At 42.3% G+C, this 26,167-nt stretch carries 25 protein-coding genes; 4 read left to right on the top strand and 21 right to left on the bottom strand.

Features of this window, described 5'->3' with window-relative positions; all coding sequences use genetic code 11:
- Window positions 1–183: 183 nt before the first annotated feature.
- Entirely contained in the window at window positions 184–1,965 is a 1,782-nt protein-coding gene (locus JI665_RS24135) for a BlaR1 family beta-lactam sensor/signal transducer (RefSeq protein ID WP_206845038.1), read from the top strand.
- 34 nt (window positions 1,966–1,999) lie between these two features.
- Window positions 2,000–2,386: a penicillinase repressor BlaI gene (blaI, locus tag JI665_RS24140; protein ID WP_206845041.1), complete on the top strand. Its 387-nt coding sequence runs from the start codon at window positions 2,000–2,002 to the stop codon at window positions 2,384–2,386.
- A gap of 106 nt (window positions 2,387–2,492) precedes the next feature.
- On the opposite strand, the gene JI665_RS24145 is transcribed toward blaI, so the two are convergent.
- The 4 genes from JI665_RS24145 to JI665_RS24160 all read right to left on the bottom strand — a co-directional run bounded on the left by JI665_RS24145 (window position 2,493) and on the right by JI665_RS24160 (window position 5,755).
- Window positions 2,493–2,651, bottom strand: coding sequence for a hypothetical protein (locus tag JI665_RS24145; protein WP_206845043.1), 159 nt, complete (start codon window positions 2,649–2,651; stop codon window positions 2,493–2,495).
- Between the two features lie 243 nt (window positions 2,652–2,894).
- On the bottom strand, window positions 2,895–3,455 hold the full coding sequence (locus JI665_RS24150) for a sugar O-acetyltransferase (protein WP_206845045.1): 561 nt from the start codon (window positions 3,453–3,455) through the stop codon (window positions 2,895–2,897).
- 25 nt (window positions 3,456–3,480) lie between these two features.
- Window positions 3,481–4,704: an MFS transporter gene (locus JI665_RS24155; protein WP_206845047.1), complete on the bottom strand. Its 1,224-nt coding sequence runs from the start codon at window positions 4,702–4,704 to the stop codon at window positions 3,481–3,483.
- Between the two features lie 13 nt (window positions 4,705–4,717).
- Complete coding sequence (locus JI665_RS24160) at window positions 4,718–5,755, bottom strand: ROK family transcriptional regulator (RefSeq protein WP_206845049.1); 1,038 nt, start codon at window positions 5,753–5,755, stop codon at window positions 4,718–4,720.
- Between the two features lie 316 nt (window positions 5,756–6,071).
- On the opposite strand from JI665_RS24160, the gene JI665_RS24165 reads away from it, so the two are divergent.
- Window positions 6,072–6,587 (top strand): hypothetical protein, encoded by a 516-nt coding sequence (locus tag JI665_RS24165; RefSeq protein WP_206845051.1) that lies wholly within the window; start codon window positions 6,072–6,074, stop codon window positions 6,585–6,587.
- 295 nt (window positions 6,588–6,882) lie between these two features.
- On the opposite strand, the gene JI665_RS24170 is transcribed toward JI665_RS24165, so the two are convergent.
- From JI665_RS24170 to JI665_RS24250, 17 genes are all read right to left on the bottom strand, one after another.
- Window positions 6,883–7,812, bottom strand: a complete 930-nt coding sequence (locus tag JI665_RS24170) for a bifunctional helix-turn-helix transcriptional regulator/GNAT family N-acetyltransferase (RefSeq protein WP_206845234.1) — start codon at window positions 7,810–7,812, stop codon at window positions 6,883–6,885.
- A gap of 166 nt (window positions 7,813–7,978) precedes the next feature.
- Window positions 7,979–8,188 (bottom strand): hypothetical protein, encoded by a 210-nt coding sequence (locus JI665_RS24175; RefSeq protein ID WP_206845053.1) that lies wholly within the window; start codon window positions 8,186–8,188, stop codon window positions 7,979–7,981.
- Window positions 8,189–8,310: 122 nt separating this feature from the next.
- Window positions 8,311–9,090, bottom strand: a complete 780-nt coding sequence (locus tag JI665_RS24180; RefSeq protein WP_206845057.1) for a PhzF family phenazine biosynthesis protein — start codon at window positions 9,088–9,090, stop codon at window positions 8,311–8,313.
- A 113-nt stretch (window positions 9,091–9,203) separates the two neighbouring features.
- Complete coding sequence (locus JI665_RS24185; RefSeq protein ID WP_206845060.1) at window positions 9,204–9,911, bottom strand: DNA alkylation repair protein; 708 nt, start codon at window positions 9,909–9,911, stop codon at window positions 9,204–9,206.
- Between the two features lie 54 nt (window positions 9,912–9,965).
- The gene (locus JI665_RS24190; protein WP_206845062.1) at window positions 9,966–10,661 is read right to left on the bottom strand and encodes a peptidase E; all 696 of its coding nucleotides are present in this window, start codon (window positions 10,659–10,661) and stop codon (window positions 9,966–9,968) included.
- Between the two features lie 132 nt (window positions 10,662–10,793).
- The gene (locus JI665_RS24195; protein ID WP_206845064.1) at window positions 10,794–11,456 is read right to left on the bottom strand and encodes an HAD family hydrolase; all 663 of its coding nucleotides are present in this window, start codon (window positions 11,454–11,456) and stop codon (window positions 10,794–10,796) included.
- 155 nt (window positions 11,457–11,611) lie between these two features.
- Window positions 11,612–12,856 (bottom strand): MFS transporter, encoded by a 1,245-nt coding sequence (locus tag JI665_RS24200; RefSeq protein WP_206845066.1) that lies wholly within the window; start codon window positions 12,854–12,856, stop codon window positions 11,612–11,614.
- Window positions 12,857–13,242: 386 nt separating this feature from the next.
- Entirely contained in the window at window positions 13,243–14,346 is a 1,104-nt protein-coding gene (xylF, locus tag JI665_RS24205; protein ID WP_414635282.1) for a D-xylose ABC transporter substrate-binding protein, read from the bottom strand.
- Entirely contained in the window at window positions 14,343–15,884 is a 1,542-nt protein-coding gene (locus tag JI665_RS24210; RefSeq protein ID WP_206845069.1) for a response regulator, read from the bottom strand. The genes xylF and JI665_RS24210 overlap by 4 nt, the downstream gene beginning before the upstream one ends.
- Window positions 15,881–17,320: a sensor histidine kinase gene (locus JI665_RS24215; protein WP_206845070.1), complete on the bottom strand. Its 1,440-nt coding sequence runs from the start codon at window positions 17,318–17,320 to the stop codon at window positions 15,881–15,883. Before JI665_RS24215 ends, JI665_RS24210 begins: the two co-directional genes overlap by 4 nt.
- Window positions 17,317–18,294, bottom strand: coding sequence for a sugar ABC transporter substrate-binding protein (locus tag JI665_RS24220; protein WP_206845071.1), 978 nt, complete (start codon window positions 18,292–18,294; stop codon window positions 17,317–17,319). Before JI665_RS24220 ends, JI665_RS24215 begins: the two co-directional genes overlap by 4 nt.
- A 210-nt stretch (window positions 18,295–18,504) precedes the next feature.
- Window positions 18,505–19,680: a sugar ABC transporter permease gene (locus JI665_RS24225; protein ID WP_206845072.1), complete on the bottom strand. Its 1,176-nt coding sequence runs from the start codon at window positions 19,678–19,680 to the stop codon at window positions 18,505–18,507.
- A 12-nt stretch (window positions 19,681–19,692) separates the two neighbouring features.
- Entirely contained in the window at window positions 19,693–21,213 is a 1,521-nt protein-coding gene (locus tag JI665_RS24230) for a sugar ABC transporter ATP-binding protein (RefSeq protein ID WP_206845073.1), read from the bottom strand.
- 84 nt (window positions 21,214–21,297) lie between these two features.
- A complete protein-coding gene (locus tag JI665_RS24235) occupies window positions 21,298–22,404 on the bottom strand; it encodes a sugar ABC transporter substrate-binding protein (RefSeq protein WP_206845075.1) in 1,107 nt (368 codons plus the stop codon).
- Between the two features lie 246 nt (window positions 22,405–22,650).
- A complete protein-coding gene (locus JI665_RS24240; protein ID WP_206845076.1) occupies window positions 22,651–23,424 on the bottom strand; it encodes a TerC family protein in 774 nt (257 codons plus the stop codon).
- 133 nt (window positions 23,425–23,557) lie between these two features.
- Window positions 23,558–24,415 (bottom strand): manganese catalase family protein, encoded by an 858-nt coding sequence (locus tag JI665_RS24245; protein ID WP_206845077.1) that lies wholly within the window; start codon window positions 24,413–24,415, stop codon window positions 23,558–23,560.
- 46 nt (window positions 24,416–24,461) lie between these two features.
- Window positions 24,462–25,670 (bottom strand): erythromycin esterase family protein, encoded by a 1,209-nt coding sequence (locus tag JI665_RS24250; RefSeq protein ID WP_206845078.1) that lies wholly within the window; start codon window positions 25,668–25,670, stop codon window positions 24,462–24,464.
- Between the two features lie 173 nt (window positions 25,671–25,843).
- Here JI665_RS24250 and JI665_RS24255 point away from each other — a divergent pair, with 173 nt between their 5' ends.
- The gene (locus tag JI665_RS24255; RefSeq protein ID WP_206845079.1) at window positions 25,844–26,167 is read left to right on the top strand and encodes a DMT family transporter; all 324 of its coding nucleotides are present in this window, start codon (window positions 25,844–25,846) and stop codon (window positions 26,165–26,167) included.

A 26,167-nucleotide genomic window follows, 5' to 3' on the forward strand; every position in this document is an offset into this window, starting at 1 on the left:
ACAATCGTAATACAATACTACATTTGTAATCTTATTTTGTCAACCTTTAGAAAACCATGATATTATGGTGTTTCACAAGATCACATGATTTGATAAAGTAAAAATAGAATGCTAGCAGGATTGGTTTTCATTTTATCCAGGGAATTAAAACTAGATGTAAAATTTTAGAAGGAAGGTCTGAGGATGATAACAAGCTCACAGTTCTTATCTGTTTTTTTGGAATGTCTGCTGGTGTCTTCTTTTACAATCGGAGTCATTCTTCTGTTAAAAAGACTTTTAAAGAAACATTTAACAGCCCAAGCTCACTATAATCTTTGGTTTCTAGTATTGCTTGCTCTGCCACTGCCTCTTATTCCATTACAATTCATGCCATTTGCGGATTCATTATCCTTTTGGAATAGCAATAGCAGCCTTCAACCCCAAACTGCGCCATCTGCAGAGGTTCCATTAAGGCAAAATAATTGGATGGAGGACATAACCGTCTCGGTAGAACGCTATGATTTAACATTATTAAATAATGCTTTATTCTTTATTTGGATTTCCGGAGTGGCTATTTTAACTGTATTTACGCTACTCGCAATGCTTAAGATCAGTAAAATAAAGAAACACACAAACAGCCTGAGAAATAACGGGCTTTTATCATTATTCGAGGACTGCAAACACAAACTGAAGATTACTGGATGTATTATTGTCGGAGAGTCATCTCTCGTTAAAACCCCAATGACGTTTGGCCTTTTAAAGACTTATGTGGTGCTTCCCCGCCATTTTGGCGAGTGGCTTTCTGAAAAGGATATAGAATTTATCTTTTTACATGAACTGAGCCACTATAAAAATAAAGATTTTGCAGTCAATTATTTTATGGTGATTCTTCAAGTTTTATATTGGTTTAATCCTCTAGTTTGGCTTGCTTTTAGGAGAATGAGGCTGGATCGCGAAATCGCCTGTGATGCTAAGGTTTTAAATTCTTTGGATGAGAAGGCTTATATGGAGTATGGAAACAGCATTATTCATTTTGCCCATAAAGCCTCAAGGGCAGTGACTGTCGATTTGGCAAACCATTTAAACGGGTCAAAGAAACAGATCAAAACGAGAATCGAAAAAATTGCCTGTTTTAAACCGGAATCAAAACTGCTGAGATGGAAAAGTGCGGCAGTACTCCTTTTTGCGGGGATATTTATTGCAGGCCAAGCTCCATTTATCTCTGTAATGGCTCATGAAAATAGCAGCTATAATTTTAAGGATGATTACATTATTTATGAGGATTTAGGCAATTATTTTGCAGGGTTTGATGGAAGCTTTGTGTTGTATGATAAAGAAGCAGACCAATATCTTATTCATAATCGGAATAAAAGCACATTAAGGGTTTCACCAAATTCCACTTATAAGATTTATAGTGCTCTGCTTGGTTTAGAATCAGGCACCATAACGGTTGAAAACTCGTCGGCCAAATGGAACGGACTTCAGTATCCTATTGATTCCTGGAATGCGGATCAGGATTTAACTTCTGCAATAAGAAATTCCGTTACATGGTATTTTCAGTCATTAGACCAGCAGGTGCAGCCCGGTACGATTCAAACCTTTTTAGACCGAATCAAGTACGGGAATCGTGATCTAACTGGTGGAATAGACGAATATTGGCTGGAATCTTCCCTTAAAATTTCTCCAGTGGAACAAGTTCAGCTGCTTAAAAAATTTTATGCAAATCAATTTGGATTTAAAGAAAAGAATATCCAAACAGTGAAGGATTCCATTAAACTAGAGAGAAAAGAGGGAGCCCTCCTTTCAGGGAAAACAGGTACAGGCACTGTAAATGGAAAAAACATCAATGGATGGTTCATTGGATATGTTGAGTCAGGGCAGGACACATACTTTTTTGCAACAAATATACAGAATGAAGATGACTCTAATGGAAGTAAAGCAGCTGAAATTACATTATCCATTTTGAAGCAGAAAGGCATTTATTAGTTGGTTCATCTCATTAAAGAAGGAGGGCGGTAATATGACTGATAGGATTCCCAGCATCTCAGAATCCGAGTGGGAAGTCATGACAGTTCTTTGGCACGGCGCACCCAAAACGGCTAATGAAGTCATTCTATCCTTACAAGAGAGTACAGACTGGAAGCCCAAAACAATCCGTACTCTTCTGGATAGGCTTGTCCATAAGAATGTAGTCGGCGTAAATAAAAACCAGAGAGTCTATACCTTTTTCCCGCTCTATTCACAGGATGAATGCCAGCGGGCTGAAGCTCAATCCTTTATCAAGCGAATCTATGGCGGAACGGTGAAATCCATGCTAGTCCAATTCATCCAGGAAGACTCCCTGTCTGATGAGGAAATTAACGAACTGCGGACAATTTTGGCAAAAAAACAAAAGAAGGATGAATAACCTATTGGCGATCCCCCTAAATCGTGGAGGGGGTTCGCCTCCTTCTTTTTTATAAAGCCAAATAAATGTCAGTTTCATTTTCAGGAAGTTTTCCAAGCGGCTGACACTATAACCCGTCACACTGGAGAGGTTTATCCTTTTCCCCCTCAGCAAAATCACAGCCTTCAGCAACTGATTCAAGTCCGTATTCTGTATTGCTTATCTCATATAAATCCTGAGCATTTTTTTGGATATCCTCGAGCGGCTTTTCTTTCTTTTCTCTCATGTCTTTCCTCCAATGTTTTATTTAAAAGTTTTATCTTAGGTGAGCAATATTATTCGTGTTAGGGAGATTCACGGGGCAATAGCTTCTAATGAGCTATTGCCCCTCATATTCAAGCAAGAAGCCACTGTAGTTAAGAATAACGGAAGCTTGAAAAATAAAGTCAGATTCCCTGCACTGAAACATAAAAAAGGCCAAATCTACAATGGGTGAAATGGCTTTTCATTTTATGGATGCTGAGGAGAATTAAAGCTCAATTTGTTTAATTATCTTAGCTGGATTTCCGCCAACTACTACATTATCAGGCAAATCTTTCGTAACAACCGCACCTGATGCGATCACAACATTGTTCCCAATTGTTACACCTGGATTAATTACGGCACTTCCGCCAATCCATACATTATTTCCAAACAGGATCGGCTTAGCATATTCTCTGCCTGAATTGCGTTCAGCAGCATGAAGCGGGTGTGTTGCCGTATAAATTTGTACTCCGGGTGCAAGCATGCAATTATCTCCAAAACGCACTTCACAGACATCTAAGATGGTGCAGTCGAAGTTCGCAAAAAAGTTTTCTCCTACATGCGTATTATAGCCATAATCAAATCTGATATTTGGCTCCATATATACGTTTTTTCCAGTTGAACCGAGCATTTCCTTTAATAATTTTGTCCTTTTTTCTCCTTCAGTCTCCAGAGTTTGATTATAAATTCTGACCTTTCGTCTTGCTTCTTCACGTTCCTTTAATAATATCGGATCGGCAGGATCATACATTTCTCCAGCCAGCATTTTCTCTTTTTCTGTTTTCAATTTAAATTCCTTCTTTCAACGTTATCTAATTGTGTGAAAGGGTTGCATCTGCTGAGCTTTTAATCTCTTTCTTATTCAGCAGGCGGTTCAGTTTTTCAGAGCTTAAGAACATTGCTGCAGCAAGAAGAACAATACATATCGGAAAAATCCCAATTGTTGAATGAGAGGCAATGAAGCCTAGAACAGGCGGCATAAAGGTACTGCCTGTATACGCAACAGCCATTTGATATCCCATGATAGTCTGGGAATGCTTCTTCCCAAAACGCGCTGGCGTTTCGTGCAGCATACACGGAAAGATCGGGGCCAATCCTAATCCAACCAAAATAAACCCTGCAAGCGCGAAATCGGATGGCAATGGCAGGCAAAGAATGATGGCACCAGCAAGTGCAAGAATTTGCCCCATCCGAATAAGAGTACGATTATTCACTTTAAACGTAATGAAGCCAGTAATAAATCTGCCAATTGTAATGCCTGCGAAATAAAAGGAAACCCATTGGGCAGCAGTCGCTGCCGGCAGATCCTTCACACTTACCAGAAAGCTGCTTCCCCAAAGTCCCATGGTGGCTTCAGCACTGCAATAAAACAAGAAAGAAATTAAAGCTAATTTAACTCCTTTGATTTGGAGCGGTTTTACATTTTCGGCATGATCCAATCTCGCTTCTGATTCTTCCGCCTCTTCACTTAGAGCTTTATTATTATTCTTTCCTTTATTCCATAAAGGAAAAGTCAGCAAAAGGATGATTGCCAGCACAAATTGTATTCCAGCAATGGCAAAATACCCATTGCTCCAGGAGTTTCCCCCTGCAATATACTGGGCCATGATGATTGGGCCAATAGTGGCTCCGACTCCCCAGAAACTGTGCAGCCAGCTCATGTGATGTGCTTTGTAATGTGCAGCAACATAGTCGTTTAATCCTGCATCAATTGCACCTGCCCCCAATCCGAGCGGTATGGCACATAGAAATAGCCAATAAACCGATGGAGCAAAATAAAAGCCAAGTAATGCGGCAGCAGTCATTAACGTACTGAAAAAGGATACCTTCCCAGTTCCAAACCGGTTGAGGACTCTTCCGCTAAGTAAGCTCGAGATGATTGTACCCCCAGCTATTGTCATAAAAAGCCATCCGGCAGTCTCAAGCGGGGCGCCTAAGTCTGCCTGCATGACAGGCCATGCAGCCCCTAACACTGAATCCGGCAGACCAAGGCTAATAAAAGCCAAATATATGATCACCAAAAGGATTGTTGCCATGCTTCAGCCTCACCTATTTCCTGATATATTTTTCGGGCGAATCAAGCATAAGCCCCAGCCCCAGACTCTGCAATCCGTATAAATAGTCCTGCTTCCAATCACTAATTGCCAAAACGGGGAGGTGTTCTGGCGGAATATATTTTGAGCTTGCTGCTGCAATTTTTTCTGCCAGGGTCTCCTCCACTTCATCTTTGCAGAAGATGAACGTATGAGGATTAATGATAGCCGTAATCGAGGCTACTAATCTGCTGATAGCATCAATTTGATTATCTCTGGATATCAATACCCCTTTATAACTGGTTCCATTTTCCAGGGCTTCTCGGAAGTTTCGGTCATCATATTGAGGAACGAATGAGACTTCCCCGGCAAAAAATGTGTTTCCCCGCACAACATCTCCGTTAATCATAAATCCGGCACCAGGACCATTTTGACCGGAATATAAATAAACAAGGGATTGGTGATCTTTTATCCCCTTATAATGGTGATATCCAAGAACAGCAGCATTCATGTCGTTCTCTACAACAACTGGCATCGAAAAGTGATTCTCATAATATCCTTTTATATCGAAATCTTGAAACTGGTCATAGCCGGGTATATAAAAAATCCGCCCATTCTTAACGGAACCGGGAACCCCAATGGCAAGCGAACGGATTGCCTGATTGGCCATCAATAAGGCTTCAATCGAACTCGTTAATAAATGCAGCCCGCCGTCAGTCAATACACTTTGAACGGTTCCTTGTTCCTTCACTTCACCCGCACAATTAAAAATGGCATAATTCGTCTCTGTCTTCTCTAAGAAAATTGCCAGGCCCAGCATATAGTCAGGATTGTATGTATATCTTTTCGCCCTTCTCCCGCCGCTTGATTCGTCCAATCCCGCCGACAAAATTTCCCCATCCTTCTCCATCTGGGCAAGGAACTTGCTTATCGTCGGAAAACTGATTCCCAATTTATCACTGAGTTCAACTTTTGTTGCACTTCCCAGTTCTAAAAGCGACCTGCGTATACCAGAAAGGATGACCAGCCTTAAAGATTTTGGAGCAGTCTTCATTATTCTCACCGCCTGCAAATCATACTTATTAAACAGATTTAAAAAGTATTCACTAATAAACTTATTAAAGACCTTTAATAAGTTTATTAGTGGTAATATATCATTAAAATTAACCGAAAACAACCTTCCCTTTATCAGAGATGTATTGTTTCAGCAGGCTGTCTTTACAAGGTTCCTCATTTAACTTAAATACTAAATTTATTGTACGTTTCTAGGCTTCCCTGAGAATCAAGGAGCTCAGTTATTCCTTCCAATATATGACTCCCGACTATATAATAATACTAAGAACGAATCTATTAAAGGAGCAGATTCAGGCATGCAAAAACTTACACTGGCTGAAGCAGTAAAATTAAAAAGTGTACTGGCTAAACGAATTCACGAGTTAGAAGAAGAAATGGACCGTGTTGCATTTGCTGATATTGAAAAAGGCAGCAAGCTTCCTGAAATGCCGCGCGCTCTCTCCATGGTGGAAAAAGAGATGGATGAAGTCCGCAAAGACATGAGACTGCTGGATAAGCTAGTATATAAAGCCAATATTGAAAATGACATCACATTTAACAATGAATCATTGCCAATCGTAGAAGCAATCGAGCTTGCCACCCAATATCGGGCAAAGGCCCGCAAATTCAAGGAGTATGGCACAGCAGCAAGGGAGGAATTCCTTTATACCTTGTCGGAAAACGTGTCGATGGTGAAAATGGCGCTTTTCGATCCCGAGCAGTACCGATTAAAGGGCCTGGAAGCCGAACGCCAGGCGAATCGTCTGTCCAACTTAATTAATAACAAGAACTATTTGATAGAATTAGAGTTTGACAGCGAAAAGTATTTCTAAACCTTGAAGCAGTGAGACTCTGCTTCAAGGCATAGAAGGAACATCCTCCTATTGTGTACAAAGGTACCTTGTAATGGAAATGGCCCAACCGATTATCCATGACCAATTACAACTTCACCTGTAACCAATAACCAACCATGGCACCGGAGGCCGACGGCCATTCATCCGTAATCCCGTTCCTTCTATGAGCCTCCATTCAATTTTGAGTGGAGGCTTTTGATTAATCTATTAATCTGAGGGGCACATTTTCTCTGAAAAAACAGCAATAGGGACAGTGTACCTGTCCCCGTGTCCCTTAAAGCAGCAGTTCCCACGATTCGCCAACTAAATCGTGTCCAAAACTATGATGTTTTTCTTCATTAACAAGCTGAAATCCCTTTTTCTGATAGATATGCCGCGCTTCTTTAAGAACACTGTTTGTCCATAGAACGAGCTTTTTATATCCTGCTTGTCTGGAAAAGTTTATGCATTCCTCAACCAATTGTGAACCAAGGCCCAATCCTCTCGCCTTTGGATCTACTATTAATAGACGCAGTTTAGCCGTATCCTCACTTCCTTCAACAACAAAAATAGAACCCACTATTTCTCCGTTCATTTCGGCAATCCAGCAGCGTTCCCGCTTAGGATTATAGTTATTTATAAAATCTGCTGCAATTTGAGAGACAAGAGCTTCAAATCTCTCATCCCATCCATATTCTTGTGAATACAAAAGACCATGCTTGTGTACAACCCACCCCATATCACCAGGTTCATGCTGACGAAGAAAATATGGACCTGAAAATTTTAGGCTTTCATTCTTGCTGATCAGTCCTTCAACGGTTTGCATAGCGTTAATTAATTGCTGCTGTTCACTTTCCGGCAATTTCCCAAGAAGGTCCGCGATTTCATTGTATGAACGTTCATTTAGTTTAGAAAAAGCTTTTTCTCCCTCTGGCGTAAGCTTTAGTATGCGCTGCCTGGCATCTTTAGGAGAACGTTCTTTCTTTATAAGGCCTCTCTCTTCAAAACGGGCTAATATGCGACTTAAATAGCCTGCATCTAAACCCAGCTCTTGAATTAAATTTGATGCTGCAGGGTCCTCATTAGTGGCAATTTCATACAGGACTCTGGATTCTGTCAGTGAGTAGGGGCTATGCAGTAACCCCTCCCGCAAAGCCCCTATTTGTCTTGTCATAAAGCGATTAAAATGGCGAACAGCACTGATTCTTTCTTCAAACGAGATCATTGACAAAGAAATCACTCCTTAGAATATATTTGCCTTTGTCAAATATAATAATTATATTACTTGCTTAAGTCAACTTCTTTTCAGAACAAAGAGAAAGCTTGCTAAAAGAAAAAGCGCCCATTTCTTTAAATTGAAATCGGCACTTCGTTTATTTTCTGATATTCGATTAGCGTGAAGCTTTAGGCGGCTGGCACACATCACATTTGCGCTGGTGATTATTTTTAAATTTCGTAAATGTTTTTTCAAACTCACTGCCGCACGCACATTTAAAAAGCAGTTTCTGAGAAAAACCATGATATTCTGTCGTTAACAGCTTACTATCTGAATTTTTCTCAACAAATTCTTTAATTTTACTGATTGTCCACCGTTTATTCATTACTTAACACCTCCAAATTCAATCACTAGGCGGAGGCTTTTCTGGGCATCCGTTGCATTTTGAAATCATAATTCCTAAGTTCCTCATTATAACATGCGCTGGCACGCAAAGAAACAGATCGTCTAAACATGAATATATCCTTCCAAATATGCAACAGCCTCTCCAGATAGTTTCACCTTATCGCCTAATTCTTCACAATAAAGCATTCCGCCCCTTTCTGATAATTGCAGTGCCGTAAATTCACTCTTATTTAATACCTTTTTCCAGTATGGAACCAATGTGCAATGAGCTGATCCGGTAACAGGGTCTTCATCAACACCTGCCTTTGGAGCAAAAAATCTTGATGCGAAGTCAGATTCTTTACCTTTGGCAGTGGCGATAACACCGAAAGCATCCAGCTTTTTAAGTTCTTCCATATTTAATTCCAGGTCAAGTAAATCCTGTTCTGATTCAAAGACGGCCAGATAATCCCTTGATAGATAAGTCTCTATTGGTTCCTTGCCCAGTCCTCTAATGAGCGCCTCCGGAGCTTCACATTTTTCCCCTTCCCGGGCAGGGAACGTCATGGTTAATAGTTCACGGTCCCTGGATACTTCTAAAATTCCGCTTTTTGTATGGAATTTTACATTCATCTGGCTTTCATCGAGATAAGTAAAAATGACATAAGCAGCTGCCAATGTCGCGTGCCCGCATAAATCAATTTCTGCTTTTGGTGTGAACCATTTTAACTCATAATCCTTTCCCTTTTTCACAAAAAAGGCTGTTTCAGCCAGATTATTTTCGGCAGCAATGCTTTGCATCAGGTCATTATCAATCCATTTTTCCAATGGACATACCGCCGCAGGATTCCCTTTGAATTTCTCGTCTGTGAAAGCATCAATTTGATAGATAGGTATTCTCATTTGCAGCAGCTCCCTTTTTTATTTCGTCCAGTGTGCCGTTCTAAGAATGGAGACAACGGGGCAGGTCCCTGTCCCTCCAGCTCTGTATCAATATTCATTCATCACGCGAGGTTTTAACATCTTACATATCTCCTTTTAAAACCGAGCTTCCCTCTATCTACTTCCTTCTGGATATTTTCTGCGGCATGCAGGAAACTGCTTTTTTTCTTGTCCCGCTTCATTTCTACCGGCCCGATGGCTTTTGCTGTTTCAACCGCTTTTTCATGGAGCGGCAAATATGATACACCTACTGTATAGACAAAATTATTCATGGCTGATTTCGTACGCTCCGGAGAATCGTGGATGGTATCTTTCACTTTATCAAGCATTTTGGCCAGCTTCTCCTCTGAAAATTCAGCGTCCGGACGATTCCCCAAAAGCCAGCAATAGCAGCTCCAGCCCCCTGACATCCGCAGCTCTTCCCCGCTTTCGATCCATTTATCGGCAACGTCCTGTGCAATATCTGCCTCAGCTAATGTAACGGCTACCACATAATCGGACAGCATATAAAAATAAGCGGCATCCATCCAGCGGTCAAAATCCTCTGCTGTCATGGCTTCTGGATCTGCAATGATGCCTGCAAAGTACATGGCATCGTAGTTCCCTGTAGCGTATAGCTCCTCTGCCAAAGGCTGATTTCTATTAATTTTTTTGGCGATTGGCTTCATTGCTCCTGTTGCAGCGCCAAAAAGCGGCTCGTGTGCACCGTTTGATATGTACATTTTCTTGGTCCGTTCCTTGCCGAGAGCCTCGAGCTCCTGCATAACCATCTGTAAATCCATCTTTAAGCACTTCCTTCTATTTTAATAAAGTTAACAGCAAAACACTGATTCGCCTCAAGAACCCAAATATTCGGTTTTCAGTTCAATCTCTTTTACTTCTTTATCGAAATAGACCTTATAGGCCTTAGCATTCGGTCTTGAGCTTACGATTCGGCTGATCTCCTCCTCAACGAAGTGGATAGCCACTCCATCATCCGCTGCAATTCCAGGCTTTATTTTATCAAAAGCCAAAAGCTCATGATAGGCAGGCCTTCTTTCCGCTTCCCCGTCGTAATGAGGGCAATTGCTTCCTTGTAAAAAGCCCAGGCATGTTAAGGGCTCCAGTTTATCACCATAAGAATCCGTGACCCCTTCTTCAAACCAGCAAATGGAGCCCGCGCTGATGCCGGCTAATACGATCCCTTGGTTCCATGCTTTTCTTAAAATCTTATCTAATCCCCATTCTTTCCATAAAGCCAATAAATTCTTCGTATTTCCGCCTCCAACATAAATGATATCTTTATCCAGTATAAATCCCTCTATATCTCTTGCTGGCGGTTTAAATAAAGATAAATGGGAAGGCTGGCACTTCTGCTTTTCAAAAAAGTCATAAAACCATTTAATACAAATATCGGAATCTCCTGTTGCAGTAGGCACATAACAGACTTTAGGATTTTCTTTACCTGACTGACGTAAAATGTATTCATCTAATAATGGATTCTCCGGCTCCATGGAGAACCCGCCTCCTCCAAGTGCGATAATTTGCCTCATAACTTATTCCCCCTAAAAGAAATGCTAAATATTATTATTCTCCTTAAATTCCAGCTGTTCCTTGTTACTCAGACTTTATTCTAAAATTGTTTATGCATAACAAAACGCTTAGGATTTAGCCTAAGCGTTTTGTTATTTAAAAATAAATTTATTAAATTCGTCTACTGTTTCAAAATAATACTTTGATTCTAATTTCATTTGTTCCTTGATTTCAGGGATGCTGTGAGACCATCCGGCAGCCGCAAAATCCACATTGCAGCTTCTGGCCATATCCATTCCCGGCTTCATGTCATCCACCATTAATGCATCAGCCTCTTGAAGTTCATAGCGCCTTAATATTTCTTTAATTGGATATGGATGTGGTTTTCTTTGATGCTCAGGAAGGTCCCAGCCAAAGATGGCATCTGGCACAAATCCACAATGAATGGAATAATCTCTTTCAATTCGACTAGTCTCGGAATGCGAAACAACCGTCACAATTCCACCTTGCTTTTTAAATTCTTGAACGGTCTCAGCGAACAGCTTATAGAAGTCCGGTACAGTTGACTCGGTATACTTTTTCCATACCATCTGCTGGTGATTTTGTTCCTCATCTGTAAATTTAATAATATCCTTACATAATGCAGCAAATCCCGGATGATAACAATATCTGACGAAATCTTCAAAAGAAATAGGTTTATCATTTGGCCGCAAGTCTTTAAGAGCCTCTGCAAATGATGGAAAGTGTATACCAGGTGTGCTTTTTACCCCTGTATCATCATGATCTAAGATTAAACATTTATATTTTAAACCCATAATAGCCTCCTGCTAACCTGTACTCCCTGTACATTAAAACATAATTAAAATCTAACATTCAAATAAAAATATATTAGCAAAAGCCCAATTCAATTTGCGAATTGGGCTTTACCTTAACTGCTGTTTTGTTTCTCTTAATTTAATTAGAAGGGTTTTTACGATTCACTCAGCGCAGGCTTCCCCGCTTCCAGAAGCACCTGATCACGGCCTAAAATGACCGCTAATAGAATAATGAATGCCCCAGTTCCCACAAGAAGCCATTCGATGGCAATAATATCTGCGATTGGGCCAAATATCAGCATGCCAATCGGCATCATGGAGGTGGAGATCATTCCCATGACACCAAACACTCTGCCTAAATAATTCTCTTCAATTTTTTCCTGCAGCAATACTGTCGTCGGTGTATTGAATATTGGCATGGCAACCCCGAATAACGCCATGAACACTAAATAGATCCAGAAAACCGGTACGATGCCAAGAGCCAGGGTACAAATCCCCATGATGAGACTGGCAAGGGTCATGGTTTTAATTTTATTTGGATATCCTCCCCAGGAAGCAATGATTCCTCCCCCAGCCATCATACCGACTGAAAAAGCAATTTCAATCGCTGTCAGCCTCCACACATCCCCGCCAAAGGTGCGGGTAACCTGCAGGGGCGTCAAAAAGGCCGCAGGGGCCATCAGCACAAAGAAAACTGCAAAGAACAGGAAGAATTTCTTCAGGAAAGGAGTACTGTTTACATATTGCAGCCCTTGTTTAAAGTCGCTGAAGTAGCTCGTTGTCTGTTTGGCTGCTGCTTTTTCGTGCACAGCGATTTTGACAAATGTCATCAGTGTAAAAATGGCAATCGCTGCTGTGATGACATCGATGAAGAAGATGACTTCAAGTGATGCCATTGCCAGCAGCGCGGCGCTGACCATTGGCGAGACAAACATAATAACCGCTTGTATGCTCCCGTTTGCTCCATTTACCTTTGTGAGCTTATCCTTAGGGACTATCTGCGGCAGAATCGCTCCGACGGCAGGAGTCTGAACCCCTGTTCCAAGGGCACGAATCGCCGCCATGACAAACAGCAGCCAGATGGATTCATATCCCATTAAAAAGAGGATAGCGAGAATCAGCGTTGAAAAGGCGATAAGACCATCCGCTAAAATAATCAGCATTTTCCGATTGTACCGGTCTGCCCAAACACCGGCAACCGGTGATAAAAAGAAGGTTGGAATAAACCCGCAAATAATGTAGAGCGTCATCATCAAACCGGATTCTGTCGTTAACGTAATATGCCACATAATCGCATATTGAACGAGGGACGATCCAAAAAGCGAGATCGTCTGACTGCTTAAAAAGAGAATAATATTCTTTAGCCAATTCTCCTGCAGATTAGGATTTACTGTACTCATTGTCTAATCACTCATTTCTATATTTAATTAATTATAAAAACAAGCTTTGCCTATATTCAGTTGATCAATCCGCTCTGTACATTCTATTTCTATAGACAGCAAAAAAGAGGCGAAATTCATCCCCTCTTTAAAAATAACCGTTAAATTTAGGTTTCCTTAAATAGACAGACCAATCCCGTTGCTCTGAACATAGGCAGAGCTTTCAAACGTATTCAATTAACGCTTGAAAAGCGGGTTTCTTAGTCTCATTGATGCTGTCAAAAGGAAAACCTCCATTTCATTATAATTACATTTATCATACCAGTGCAGACCCGTTCATGCAATAGGGACATAGGGACAGATTCCATGTCCCAGGCGGCGGGAGGTAGTGTGTATCTCTCTCGTCCCTACTTATAAACTTCTTCTCTGGAATGAAATCCATCTGCAATAATGGTACGATCCATATTGTGTTTATCGACAGCAATTGGCGAAAGAAGGACGGAAGGCACCTCTATTTTGCCATTGTTAATTTTTCGGTTCGCTTCTATCTGTTCTCCTTTTGCCATTCTGACCGCTAGTTCAGCAGCTTCTTTAGTGAGCGTGCCGATAGGTTTGTATACCGTCATCGTCTGCGTGCCTCTGATGATCCGCTGGGCAGCGGCAAGCTCGGCATCCTGCCCGGCTACAGGGATTTTCCCTGCCAGCCCTTGCACTGCCAGTGCCTGGATGGCGCCGCCTGCGGTTGCATCATTTGCTGCGATTACGGCATCAATTTGATTTTGATTAGCTTTAAGAGCCTCTTCCATATTCACAAATGCATTCGCCGGCGTCCAATCTCTGGACCACTGATCATATACAATCTGTATATCTCCTTTTTCAATTAAAGGCTGAAGCACGTTAAAGACTCCTCGTTTGAATAAATGGGCGTTATGGTCAGTGATGGCTCCGCCAATATACACATACTTCCCTTTAGGAACCAGTTTGGTGATAGCCCTTGCCTGCAGCTCGCCAACCTTTTCATTATCAAAGGATATGTATAAGTCGATATCAGCATTTTTCACCAGCCGGTCATATGAGATGACCTTAATGCCTGCCTCATGTGCTTTTTTGACGATCGAAGCGGTGGCTTCAGCATTATGGGGAACGACAACCAGAAGGTCAACTCTTTGTTTTATCAATGTTTCTGCCTGAGATATTTGAACCGCATCATCCCCATTCGCAGCCATGATCTTCACTTCGGCTCCAAGCTCTTCGACAGCCTCTTTGAACAGATCTCTATCCTTCAGCCAGCGCTCTTCCAATAAAGTATCCATTGAAAAGCCGATCTTAATGGGGTTCTCCCCACCCTCTTCTCCTTCCGCTTCGCCGGCAGCAGGAATTGGTTTCCCGGGATTTTTTTCGAATACTGTATTCTTTTGGCAGGCTGACAGGAGGCAAACCAGAAACAGCGCAGCCAGAATCAGCTTCATTTGAATTCTATCCATCTGCCTTGCCCCTTTTCCTTCCATCAATCCTTTTTGCCCAGAAGGGTTTTGCGGAAATCCGTCGGCGACTCGCCGCACATCTTTTTGAAAACCTTGCTGAAATAATTCGGTTCATGATAGCCCACCTCAAAGGTAATTTCTTTCAGACTTTTTCCGTGATCCGCCATCAGCTTCTTTGCTTTTTCAATACGGCATTCAGTCAGGAAGTCGATATAGTTTATCCCTAGTTTCTCCTTAAACATTTTACTGATATAGATTGGGCTTAACCCCACTTTCCTTCCCAATGCTTCAAGGGAAATATCTTCATGGGAATGTTCGGTTATATATTGTTTCAGCTGGTGAATAGTATCAGCTTCCAGCCTGGCGTAATGCTCCATATACGAATTCTTCATTTGATTTAGCATTTGTACCGATTCAGTACGCAGCTGCCGGAAATCCTGGGCTGAATACGCAAAAAATGGCGCAGGGGCTTCTACCCCAATCTCACTCATTACACGTGAAGCAATCCAAAGCAGCTGCAGCACCCGCTGCTGCGCTTGAATCACCCCGGCCCTTTCCGTTTCACACCGCTGAATCATCTCCATTACACGCAACCTGATTTGCTTCCACTTGCCAAGCCTGACTTGATCGAAAAACTGCTTTTCCCGCTCTTTGGTCAGCTGTAAATCTTCCCCTGCGCTAAGCACTGGCACATCGGAATAAAATCGGTATTTAACGGGGAGAGTTGAATCCAGGGTGGCTATAAGAGATTCCTGATAAGATTGACGGATGGATTGCAGCGAACCGCAAGCGTTTCCAATCCCGACGAACCAGCCTTCTGATGAGCCTTTTTTTGCAAGGGAAAGAATTTCGCCGGCTATAGATATAGCCTGTGAACGGAATGAATGCTGTTTTTCCCGAAAAACGATGATGGGAAGCTGGCGGCCATATAGTGCACCTACCCATGCACTGCCTGCTTGCCTGACTTTCTCTTTGACTGAGGTATAGAGGTGTTCTTGTCCATCAGGAAGCAGGATGCTCATGACGAACTGTTCATCTGTTGAGCGAATATCGAGCATTTCAACCAGCATATCCAGATGAACTTCATGGACATGATCGAACAGCAGCTGTGTCACGACATCGGTCTCAATGACAGGAAGAGCCTTTTGCAGTGCATCCTGCTGAAGTTTCGTCATTTCACGGAACCTCCGCTCTTCCTCAATCTGTTCAAGCACCTTCCCAATTGTTGCTTCTATTTCCGTGATCTTGCTTGGCTTCAGTAAATAATCCTTGACCCCTAGCTTTATGGCCTGCCGTGCATAATCGAATGTATCGAATGCTGTAATCATAATAAATTTAATATGCGGATCAGCCTCACTGATTAGCTTAATAGCTTCCAGGCCATTCAGCCCTGGCATTTGAATGTCCATCAGGATTAAATCAGGGTTAAACTCTTTAGCCGCTTGAACGGCCATTTTCCCATTTTTCGCCTGGCTGATTTCAACGCCAGGAAAGGCTTTCTGCAGAATCACTTCCAGCCCTTCCCGTTCAATTTGTTCATCATCCGCGATCAGGAGTTTTGTCATGCTGCCCCCCTCCTATCTTTCGGTATTGTCACCACTACTTTTGTGCCGGCAGCACTGCTCTCAATGTTCATGACATCTTCATAGCCGTAAAAAAGACGCAAACGCCTGACAACATTGGTAAACCCGATGCCTGTTGAATTTCCATCTTTCTGAATGAATTGCCCTTGAAGAATCTGTTTAATTTTAAATTCCTCAATACCTGGACCGTCGTCTTCCACTTCTATAATCACACAGTCATTTCCATCCTGAATGCGAAACCAGATGATCCCGCCATCTTCTCTTGGCTCCACTGCATAGTTGACGGCATTCTCGATGATCGGCTGCAGCGTAAGACCCGGAATGTCCACATTCAGACACGTTTCATCTATTGACATTTTCAAATGCAGGCGATCTGTAAATCTGGCTTTTTGGATATCCATGTATTGCTGCAGGACCATCACTTCTTCTCTAAGTGTTACAGGCCTATCAAGCCTTTTTAAGTTATAGCGCAGCAGGCCGGCAACACTTACTAGAAGGTCACTGGTTTCATGAGAACCTTCCAGATAGGCTTTCTTGGAAAGGGTATTTAATGTGTTAAATAAAAAATGAGGGTTAATCTGGCTTTGCAGGTTCAAGAGCTGGCTTTCCTTCAGCAATAACTTGCTTTCCTGCAGCTCATGCTCCAGCTGTGCCTTATGCTGGATTTCTGAAATCAGGTTATTGATATTAATCCGCATCCGGTCAAAGGTCTGGGCAAGAAAAGCAATTTCATCATTCGAATCAACCTTTATCGGCAAATGAAATCTCCCCCTTGATAAATCATTTGCTGCCTTGGTCAGCTTCTGTACAGGCTTCGTAATGCTTAAGGAAAATCCATAGGTCAAGAACATTAAGAGGCAGGTGATCATCAGCATCAGCCAAATCCCCAGCTTTTTGATTTCTTCGGACTGTTCAATGATCCCCCGGTAAAACCGTTCATATGTATTCAGTTCACTATCGATCAGCGTCAGCGTCATCTCGGAGATATACATGGAGATGCGCGTCGCTTCCGAGAATTCTTTCGCAGAATCCTCTGTTTCCTTTTCATTAAAGAAAAGAAGGGAGCGGTCCGTCGTCTCAACCAGGCTATCAATCAGATTCATATAATTTGTCAGTGCAAAATCATTTTCTGAATTTCGAAGATATGAAACATCCCTTTTAACCTTTATCATTTTTTCCTTGCTATTGTTCAATTTCTCCAGATTTTCCGGTATAGGAGTAATAAAGTAGTTATTCAAGTCTGCAATCATCTGCTGGCTTGTCCTTGTAACCTCATTCATCCGAAGATACCGCTGAAGGATGTCGTTATATTGATTCTGAGTTTTCTGATTATAATAGGTAAGTGTGATCCATATGGCTGCCATAATTAATAGAATGACAGTAGTGAGTGTCCAGATTTTCTTATGAATCTTGTTCATTGCTTTTCCATCGCCTTTAATATCCTGATATCGGTAAGATAGCCATCAGATTTCAGCGGCACTTCTTCATCCCTAAGCCATTTTAAAATCAGCTCTACACTGAGGCTTCCCATTTTCTCAGGAGATTGTTCAATGATTCCATCAAGTTTTCCCTGAGTAAGCAGAGATATTGAATCCGGACCATCGTCAAAAGAATAGATATAATAAGGTTTTACCTGTGATCGCCTGCCAATTTCCTGAATCATCGCTCCGGCTATATTCGCCTTGATAGCTATGAAACTGTCAGCATCCGGGTTTTGATTCAGCATATTCTGAGTGGCAGCGATAATTTCCTCCCTAACATCAGTTGTTTCCGCATAGACTGTCTGGATATTTGGATAATCCTTCAGTACTTCATGAATGCCATCGAGGCGCTGCTGCTGATAAAACTCTTTATGCTTGTCGCCCATGAGAATAACTTTTCCCTCATGGCCCATATCGTCAAGAAGCTGTTCTGCAATTAACCGCCCGGCCAGATATTGATCCGAGCCGACGTACGTTTTTCTCAAGCTTTCAGATTTGGGCACGTCATTGGCAATTGTAATAATTGGGATTCCATAAAAAGCAGCCTTAATCTTTGCTAAATCTTTGAATTCCTGTGTGTCCAGACCCTGAACAATGATGCCGTCCACTTTTGATTGAATGGCTACCTCCAATTTTTTTAAAAATTCCTCTTGATTCTTCCCATAGCTTCCCCAGACTTCCAGGCTTGCCCCGTCCTTCCGTGCTTGTTCCTGCGCAGCAATACCTGCCTTATCCCAGAAGGGGGTTTCTAATTCCTGCGTTATCAGGACCAGGCGATATTTCACTTTCTGGCCATCTGATCCAGCTGGGAGATCCCACTCGGATGTAAACGCTTTCTTTGATAGCGTAAATGTAAAATAGCCAAGGACGATACATGTAAGACAAAATACAAAAATACCCGTTTTACGCAAGGCTGTATCTCCGTTTCCTAAGTATGAATAGTTAAATAATTTTAATCATATCACCTTTTTACGGCTTATAGAAGAGTTAGAAAGAGAGAGGATTGTCTGTTGTTAGCAGGAGGATAATCGGCGATTTAAGGAATGCTGCCTATCTTCATCATAAGGGCACCCTCTTGCCGGATGCCCATTTCAAAACTGCTAATCCAGGAAACTGGTAATCTATCCTCTCTTCTTACGGGTCATGACATCAAAGATCACAGCACCCGCCAATACGCCTCCGCGGATCATATACTGGAGGGAAACCCCCACACCGAGCAGATTCATGCCGCTTGATAAAGAGGCCATGACTACTGCACCGATAATGGCACCAGTGATTTTGCCCACGCCCCCTGCAGAAGAAACCCCGCCTACATAAGCAGCTGCAATGGCATCGAGTTCAAATAATGTCCCAGCTGTAGTGGTCGCTGACTGAAGGCGCGAGGTGAATAATATGCCGGAAAGGGCTGCCAGCATCCCCATTGAACCGAATACTATATACGTAATTTTATTTACATTGATTCCGCTCAAATGTGCCGCTTCCGGATTGCTTCCGACAGCATATATATGTCTTCCAAGCACGGTTTTCGTTGTCAGGAAGTGATAGATGACAACCACTAAAAGCATAATGACAACCGTCCAGGAAAACCCGTTGTAGCCTGCCAGGATCCAGGTAATATAGGAAATGATAGCAGAAACAAAAACTAATTTAATAATAAAAATCCCTTTTGACACTACCTCGAATTGATAGTTCATCTTGTTTTTCCGCGTGGTAATTTCACTGTATACATACAGCAATATAGCCAGTACACCGAGAATCAGTGTAAGGAGATGCAGTCCATTCACTTGCATAAGCGAAGGAATGAATCCATTTCCGATTGCGTTAAATCCGTCATCCTTGATGATAATGGTCCCTGTTTTCTCTGTTACCTGAAGAAGTGCACCTCTAAAGATCAGCATTCCTGCTAGAGTAGCTACAAAGGAGGGGATGCCGAACTTTGCAACTAGCAGGCCATTGAATAATCCGACAAAAATACCCAGCACGAGGATAATCGGAATGGTGATATAAAATGGCACTCCCATTCCCGTCAGGAGAATCGCAGCAATGGCTCCCAAAAAGCCGGCAACAAACCCGACTGAGAGGTCGATATGGCGAATCACGATAACCAGAGTCATCCCCACTGCCAGGACAGCGATGTACCCCGTTGAATCAAGCAAATTACTTATATTTCGTGAAGACATAAACAGCCCGTCAGTCATAATGGTGAAGGTGAGCATAATAACGAATAAGGCAATGTACATGCCGTAGTCACGGATATTATCCTTAAATAGCGATTTCGCTTCGTTTATAAATTCCATATATTTTACCTCCTATTGCGTAGCAAGCTGCATAATACTTTCCTGACTTGCTTCTTCAATCGACAGCTCGCCTTTCATTTGGCCTTCCGCCATTACATAGACACGATCGCTCATCCCAAGGACTTCACCCAGTTCTGAAGAAATCATAATGATGCTCATGCCTTCCTCAATCAATTGATTCATTATCGTATAAATTTCGAATTTTGCCCCAACATCAATGCCCCGCGTCGGCTCGTCCAGGATCAGCAATTTTGGCCCGACAAATAACCATTTGCCCAGGGACACTTTTTGCTGGTTCCCCCCGCTCAAATTGCCGACAATCTGTTCAAGGGAGGATGCTTTGATATACATGGACTTTTTATATTCCGTTGTTTCCTTCACTTCTTCGTTATCATTAATCACTCCATTTACAGCAACCCGTTTGAGGTTTGCTGCAGAAATGTTGTTTTTAATATCCTGTATTAAAAACAGGCCGTCCCCTTTTCGGTCTTCCGTTACGTACGCAATCCCTGACCTGATGGCGTCACTCGGATGCTTCAGCGTTTTTGGAACGCCATCCACCAATAGTTCGCCTTGTAATTTATAAGATTTTGGATTTCCGAAAATACTCAGGGCAAGTTCTGTCCTGCCTGACCCCATCAAGCCCGCAATCCCGACAATTTCTCCTTTCTTAACATGAAAATTAACATCTTTTACAACCTGCCTGCCCAAATGCACAGCATACGCAGACCAGCTGCGGAGCTCAAGTACAGGATCGCCAAATGTTTTGTTCATCCTCTTCGGATAAATATCTTCAATTTCCCTGCCAACCATGTTTTTAATAATGACATTTTCAGAGATTTCGCCTTTTGCTGCGTCCAGAGTACAAATGGTTTGGCCGTCACGAAGCACCGTAGCCTTATCTGCAATCGAGATGACTTCTTTCAGCTTATGGGAGATCATGATGCACGTAATTCCCTGCTCTTTCAGCTCACCTAACAGATTCAGCAGATTTTCGCTGTCATCCTCATTAAGTGCTGCAGTCGGCTCATCCAGGATAAGCAGTTTCACATCCTTGCTTAAAGCTTTGGCAATTTCGACTAATTGCTGTTTTCCAACGCTCAGATCTTTTACGAGTGTTTCAGGGTTCACATCGAGCTTAACCTTTTCCAGCATTTTTTTAGCTTCAGCAATAGTCCGGTTCCAATCGACGATTCCGCCTTGCCTCATTTCATTGCCCGCAAATATATTTTCATAGACTGTGAGATCAGGAAACAATGCAAGCTCCTGGTATATAATGACGATTCCTGCTTTTACACTGTCACTGATCTTGTTGAATTGCTGCACACTGCCCTCAAATACAATATCCCCCTGGTAGGTGCCATAAGGATACACGCCACTGAGTACCTTCATCAGAGTGGATTTACCCGCTCCGTTTTCACCGATCAAGCAGTGGATCTCACCTTTTTCCACCTTGAAATTGACATTGCTGAGCGCTTTGACACCTGTAAATTCCTTGGAAATCCCGTGCATTTCCAAAATACTTTCGCTCATTATAACTCCCCCCTTAGCCATACAGCTAATCAGAAGGAGAAATAGTGATAGACGCATCTATCACTATTTCTCGTCCTTTATTGATTAAAGTCCTGTAAATTCATCAGCTTTATAGTATTCAGAATCAATCAGTTCTTTTTTCACGTTATCTTTGTCGACAACGATTACATCTGTTTGCTTTGCTTTAGCTTCAACCTTGCCGTTATCGTAAGATCCGGTTGTCTCAGGGTCCTTGTCTTCAAGGATATCAATCGCCATACCCATTGCATCTTTAACGAGAGTACGAACATCCTTGAATACTGTCATGGATTGCTTTTCATCAATAACATACTGAATGGAAGCTTTCTCTGCATCCTGGCCTGTTACAAGATAGCTGGATACTGCGCTGTCAGTTCCAAAGACATCTGCAATGGAACGGGCAGTTCCGTCGTTCGGAGCAAGAATGGCCACATCGCCTTTCATATCATCAGAAGCTGCTGTCAAATGCGTTTGTGCTTTGTTCTTCGCTTCGTTCGGATCCCAGTTCGTTGTCACCTGTCCAATAATTTTGCTTAGCTGATCACGGGACAGATCAGCTGTATCTTTCAAAGCTTCAGCTTCGCTTGAGTTAGCAATCTTGAATGTCCCATCTGCAATTTTAGGCTGTAGCACACTCCATGCTCCCTGGAAGAACAAGAAGGCATTATTATCAGAAGCAGCTCCGGCGTACAGGTACAGAGGCACGTCCTTGCCCTTTGCGTTGTCAACTAAATATTGCGCCTGTGCAGCTCCTACCGCAAGGCTGTCAAATGTTACGTAGTAATCAATAGCATCTGTATTGGTAATTAAACGGTCATAGGAAATGACTTTTACGCCATCTTTCTTTGCAGCCTCCACCGCTGCAGCAGCTGCATCTCCATCTTGCGGACAGATAATCAGCACATCAATCCCTTTGTTCAGCAATGTTTCTACATTTTCTTTTTCCTTAGCCGAAGAGCCCTGGCTAAACAAAATCTCTGTTGTATATTCCGTTCCTTTTAACGCATCTTTAAATCTTTGCTCATCCTGAACCCATCTAGGCTCATCTTTCGTTGGCAAAACGATTCCGACACTCACTTCACTGCTGCTGCCGCCAGTGCCCTGGCTGCATCCTGCTGCAATAAACGCAAACATCATCAGCATAAGAGAAATGACTTTCCACTTTCTTTTCATTTCTTTTTCCCCCTTTATAATGGATAAAAATTACCTGCCTACAGGAAAAATTATAACTTTATTACCAGTCCGTGAAAGCGTTATCACTAGCACTCTTTTAATATCACCTGTAATTTTTTATACTTAATCCAATCACAAAATCTCTACTTTTGCTTCAGCATTTTATTATTTTCTCAATTAAAAAAGACAGCCTGCAAAAGCTGCCCATAAAAAAATGCGTTAATCCAAAGATCAACGCAAATCTCTTTATAAAGCTTCACCCTCAGTTTGCTTTTTACCCGGCGCAAACCAGCCAAACAGAGCAATGGCCACCAATACGCCATAAAAGACCAGTGTCCATCCTGTACTATGAGGAAAATGATGGTCAAGGACACCGATATCCTCATGGGCAAGTGTGATAACAGCAAGTTTGACACCCACCCAGGCAACAATCGCATAAGCTGTTGTTTCCAATGCCGGGCGTTTGGCAAGGAGCTTCACAAACCAGGTTGCAGCAAACTTAATCAGAATCAGTCCGGCAATCCCGCCAAGCACCACTACAATAAACTGGCCGCCATCCATGCCGCCGAAATCATCAAGCGGTGAATCCGGCAGACCAAGTGCCAGCGCCACAGCAGCAAGAATCGAATCGATGGCAAAGGCAAGATCGGCTAATGCAATCTTCCCCACAGTAGGCCAAAATCCTTTCCCGGCTGCTTCTTCCTTCACATCCTCACGAATATTTTCATTTTCTTTCCCGAACTTAGCCTTAATCACATGTTTTAAGCCAAGGTACAATAGATAGGCAGCCCCAATCGCCTGGATCTGCCATACGTTTGCAATAAATGATATGGCAAATAGCGCACCAAACCGGAAAACGAAAGCCATAATTATTCCGTAATTTATCGCCCTTTTCTTCTGATCTTCCGGTAAATGCTTCGCTATGACGGCTAAGACAAGAGCATTGTCAGCCGACAGCAATCCTTCCAGTCCAATTAATATCAATAATGCCCAGGCATACTCGAGCCAAATAGACTCCATCCGCGACACTCCTTTCAGGAACAAAAATGTTCTTCATTGATTCGATAACTATAGATTCCCCAAAAATGCTGGAGGAAACCTTAAAAATATATAAACAAATGGCGTCCTATATTCAGGACGCCAGAAGAAAAAACTAATTATTTAAATCAAAAAGCCCCGGCGCATGCTCATTTGGCATATCAGGCATTTCAGGTACAGGATAGCCTTTTGGCGGTTCTACCACGGCAAGGTCTCCGCCATTTCTGCTTGGAGTGGTCCCCTGAAAAACTTCACCGATCCGGGTATCATCAAGCCTGAAATTAAACTGGGCATTGTGGAAGCCCATTTCCACATATTTTCGGCATTCAGGGTATTTATTTAAATCGTAATTAGGAATCGGGAATATTTTGCCCCAATTCACTCCTAGCGTTTCCAGTGCTTTTGCAAAAGCATTTTGATGGGCATTATCCCGGACAATCAGGAAGGCAATCGTCTCTCTTAGCGTCTTATTGCTGCTCATCTCGTAAATTCTTGATTTCTGGAGAACACCCGTCGATTCAAGAACCACATTATTCAGGAGGTTGGCCACCAGGTTGCCATGGTCATATACCCATGAGCCGTTCCACGGGTTGCCGCCAGCATCGACAGGAAGAGATGCCTTTGCCCCCATAATGAAATGATGCGGATTCGCTCCACCCTGGATCACATCATCCAATGGAGCTCCATCTGCAGCCTGATTGCCGGGCATATTCCCTCCCGCTTCATTCAGGAGCTGATTAATCGTAGTTTGAACGAGTTCGACATGGCTTAGCTCTTCCAAAAACACACCTCTGATCAGATCACGATATTGCTTCGCTTTTCCTCTGAAATTTGCGCTCTGGAATGAAAACTGCATCAGCGTCCTCATTTCGCCAAACTGTCCGCCCAATGCCTCCTGCAGTACTCTCGCCGCATGAGGATCCGGTTTATCAGGTACTATCATATTAATTAAATCTTCTTTATAAAAGTACATGTTCATCAATCTCCTTATTCCAGCATTCTTAATTAGAATGCCTGGCCTAAGGCAGGCTATTCATAAAATAAACAGGCGGCTTAACCTTCCTGCAAAACATGATACCGTCATAGTGCTCTTGCGGATAGATGGCAATGGGCAGCTGCCCCATCATGCCGGCTTCGAGGAGCCGCCATCTCCGATTCAGCCAGTTCCGTTTAGGAAGCCCCTTTTCACATAAAGGTACAAAACTGTCATGTCCACAGGCATCCATAAACAAACTTTCCAACTGCCTTTTAGATACAACAATAGGAAAGTTCACTCGAAGCAAGGAGGCAAACTCTCCCTCTCCAGCATAAAAACCTATGGAATATACCTGATCCCCATAGCATTTTGTAAGCAGCTGCCCGACATTCGTGATACCAAACAGCTTAGAGGCCACGGTTTTGCTTTTTCTAATATGAAAATTATGAGCCCATACAATGACCTTTTCTCCATTGTAATACTCTTCTAATAACCATTGCAGGTTTCTGAACATATACGTTCCCCGCATGACGCCGGAAGAAATCCAGCTTTTTGAATTGATTTCCAGCCACTGCAGCCGATTTTCGAGTCCCTTCCTAATAATGTGAAAGATCTTTTCTTTTTTCCAATCGGCTTCTTCCAATCTGTACTCAAAAAGTTCCAGACTTGAATGATATATATCCATACACATTTGTATCTTTGCTTTAATCTTCTTAGGTATTTTCGTTTGTCCCCCTATCTCCTTATCAATGTTGAAAAATACTGTTTCTGCCTGATGAATGGAAGCATATAGTTCTTCCTCTGTATGAATCTTGAGCCATTCCAGCATGTTTTGCGAGATCAGCGGGTATGCAGGCTGAATATCCATTCCAGCGAGATGCATCTCATTGGCCCATGTTTCCTGAAATAAAGGAAGCATTTCTTCATTATGATAAATATCCAGCAGTCCGTGCTGGATTTGTTCCCTGGCAGGCAGGCCTTTCAATGTTCTTCTGCAAAATACCGCTTCAAGCAGACCGCTCTCGAGAATAACTACATTAAATCCATGGACACTATGCAAATACTTAATCATATTGATTTTGGCTGTGTAAAAGTCACCGACTCCATGGCTGCTCTCTCCCAGCAGTACAATCCTTTTCCCCTCAACATATTGATCCATACAGGCGAAATCAGATGGATCAGATATTTCACAGCTCTTGCTGGCTATCTGATCTATCCAAAGTAATTTTGTTTTTTGTGTTATGTAATTCATAACAAGGCCTCCATCATAATGCCGGGGAAAATTCCCCTATTAAGAATATATCTATGTTTACGAATTGGAAATAAATTGGTTTCATTTATTCTTTTATTCATATACTTGGCAAAAGGAACCTTCGAAAAGGTAAAATAAACTGAATCCATTCGGAGAAGAAACGGGGAGACTTTATGAATGCCTATTTACTTTTAGCATTAGCCATTGTAAGTGAAGTGTTTGGCAGCTCCTTGCTTAAAGCAGCAGACGGATTTAAAAAGCTCCTGCCATCCATTGGTGTAATCATTGGATACGGTGTCGCTTTTTATGCGCTATCTTTATCGTTAAAAACGCTGCCTCTCGGCGTAGCCTATGCGATTTGGGCTGGCCTCGGGACTGTGCTGACAGCCTTAGTCGGAGTCACCATCTATAAAGAAAATGTAAATGGCAAAAAATTTCTGGGACTGGCTTTAATAGTTGGAGGAGTCATTTTATTGAATAGCGGTGGAGGCCATTAA

It is taken from the genome of Bacillus sp. NTK034 (assembly GCF_017303275.1).
Classification (GTDB): Bacteria; Bacillota; Bacilli; order Bacillales; family Cytobacillaceae; genus Cytobacillus.

Coding starts and splice junctions, on each gene's coding strand:
- JI665_RS24135 (WP_206845038.1), top strand. CDS start 184: ATGATAACAAGCTCACAGTTCTTATCTGTTTTTTTGGAATGTCTGCTG.
- blaI (WP_206845041.1), top strand. CDS start 2,000: ATGACTGATAGGATTCCCAGCATCTCAGAATCCGAGTGGGAAGTCATG.
- JI665_RS24145 (WP_206845043.1), bottom strand. CDS start 2,651: ATGAGAGAAAAGAAAGAAAAGCCGCTCGAGGATATCCAAAAAAATGCT.
- JI665_RS24155 (WP_206845047.1), bottom strand. CDS start 4,704: ATGGCAACAATCCTTTTGGTGATCATATATTTGGCTTTTATTAGCCTT.
- JI665_RS24160 (WP_206845049.1), bottom strand. CDS start 5,755: ATGAAGACTGCTCCAAAATCTTTAAGGCTGGTCATCCTTTCTGGTATA.
- JI665_RS24165 (WP_206845051.1), top strand. CDS start 6,072: ATGCAAAAACTTACACTGGCTGAAGCAGTAAAATTAAAAAGTGTACTG.
- JI665_RS24170 (WP_206845234.1), bottom strand. CDS start 7,812: ATGATCTCGTTTGAAGAAAGAATCAGTGCTGTTCGCCATTTTAATCGC.
- JI665_RS24175 (WP_206845053.1), bottom strand. CDS start 8,188: ATGAATAAACGGTGGACAATCAGTAAAATTAAAGAATTTGTTGAGAAA.
- JI665_RS24180 (WP_206845057.1), bottom strand. CDS start 9,090: ATGAGAATACCTATCTATCAAATTGATGCTTTCACAGACGAGAAATTC.
- JI665_RS24185 (WP_206845060.1), bottom strand. CDS start 9,911: ATGGATTTACAGATGGTTATGCAGGAGCTCGAGGCTCTCGGCAAGGAA.
- JI665_RS24190 (WP_206845062.1), bottom strand. CDS start 10,661: ATGAGGCAAATTATCGCACTTGGAGGAGGCGGGTTCTCCATGGAGCCG.
- JI665_RS24195 (WP_206845064.1), bottom strand. CDS start 11,456: ATGGGTTTAAAATATAAATGTTTAATCTTAGATCATGATGATACAGGG.
- JI665_RS24200 (WP_206845066.1), bottom strand. CDS start 12,856: ATGAGTACAGTAAATCCTAATCTGCAGGAGAATTGGCTAAAGAATATT.
- JI665_RS24210 (WP_206845069.1), bottom strand. CDS start 15,884: ATGACAAAACTCCTGATCGCGGATGATGAACAAATTGAACGGGAAGGG.
- JI665_RS24215 (WP_206845070.1), bottom strand. CDS start 17,320: ATGAACAAGATTCATAAGAAAATCTGGACACTCACTACTGTCATTCTA.
- JI665_RS24225 (WP_206845072.1), bottom strand. CDS start 19,680: ATGGAATTTATAAACGAAGCGAAATCGCTATTTAAGGATAATATCCGT.
- JI665_RS24230 (WP_206845073.1), bottom strand. CDS start 21,213: ATGAGCGAAAGTATTTTGGAAATGCACGGGATTTCCAAGGAATTTACA.
- JI665_RS24235 (WP_206845075.1), bottom strand. CDS start 22,404: ATGAAAAGAAAGTGGAAAGTCATTTCTCTTATGCTGATGATGTTTGCG.
- JI665_RS24240 (WP_206845076.1), bottom strand. CDS start 23,424: ATGGAGTCTATTTGGCTCGAGTATGCCTGGGCATTATTGATATTAATT.
- JI665_RS24245 (WP_206845077.1), bottom strand. CDS start 24,415: ATGTACTTTTATAAAGAAGATTTAATTAATATGATAGTACCTGATAAA.
- JI665_RS24250 (WP_206845078.1), bottom strand. CDS start 25,670: ATGAATTACATAACACAAAAAACAAAATTACTTTGGATAGATCAGATA.
- JI665_RS24255 (WP_206845079.1), top strand. CDS start 25,844: ATGAATGCCTATTTACTTTTAGCATTAGCCATTGTAAGTGAAGTGTTT.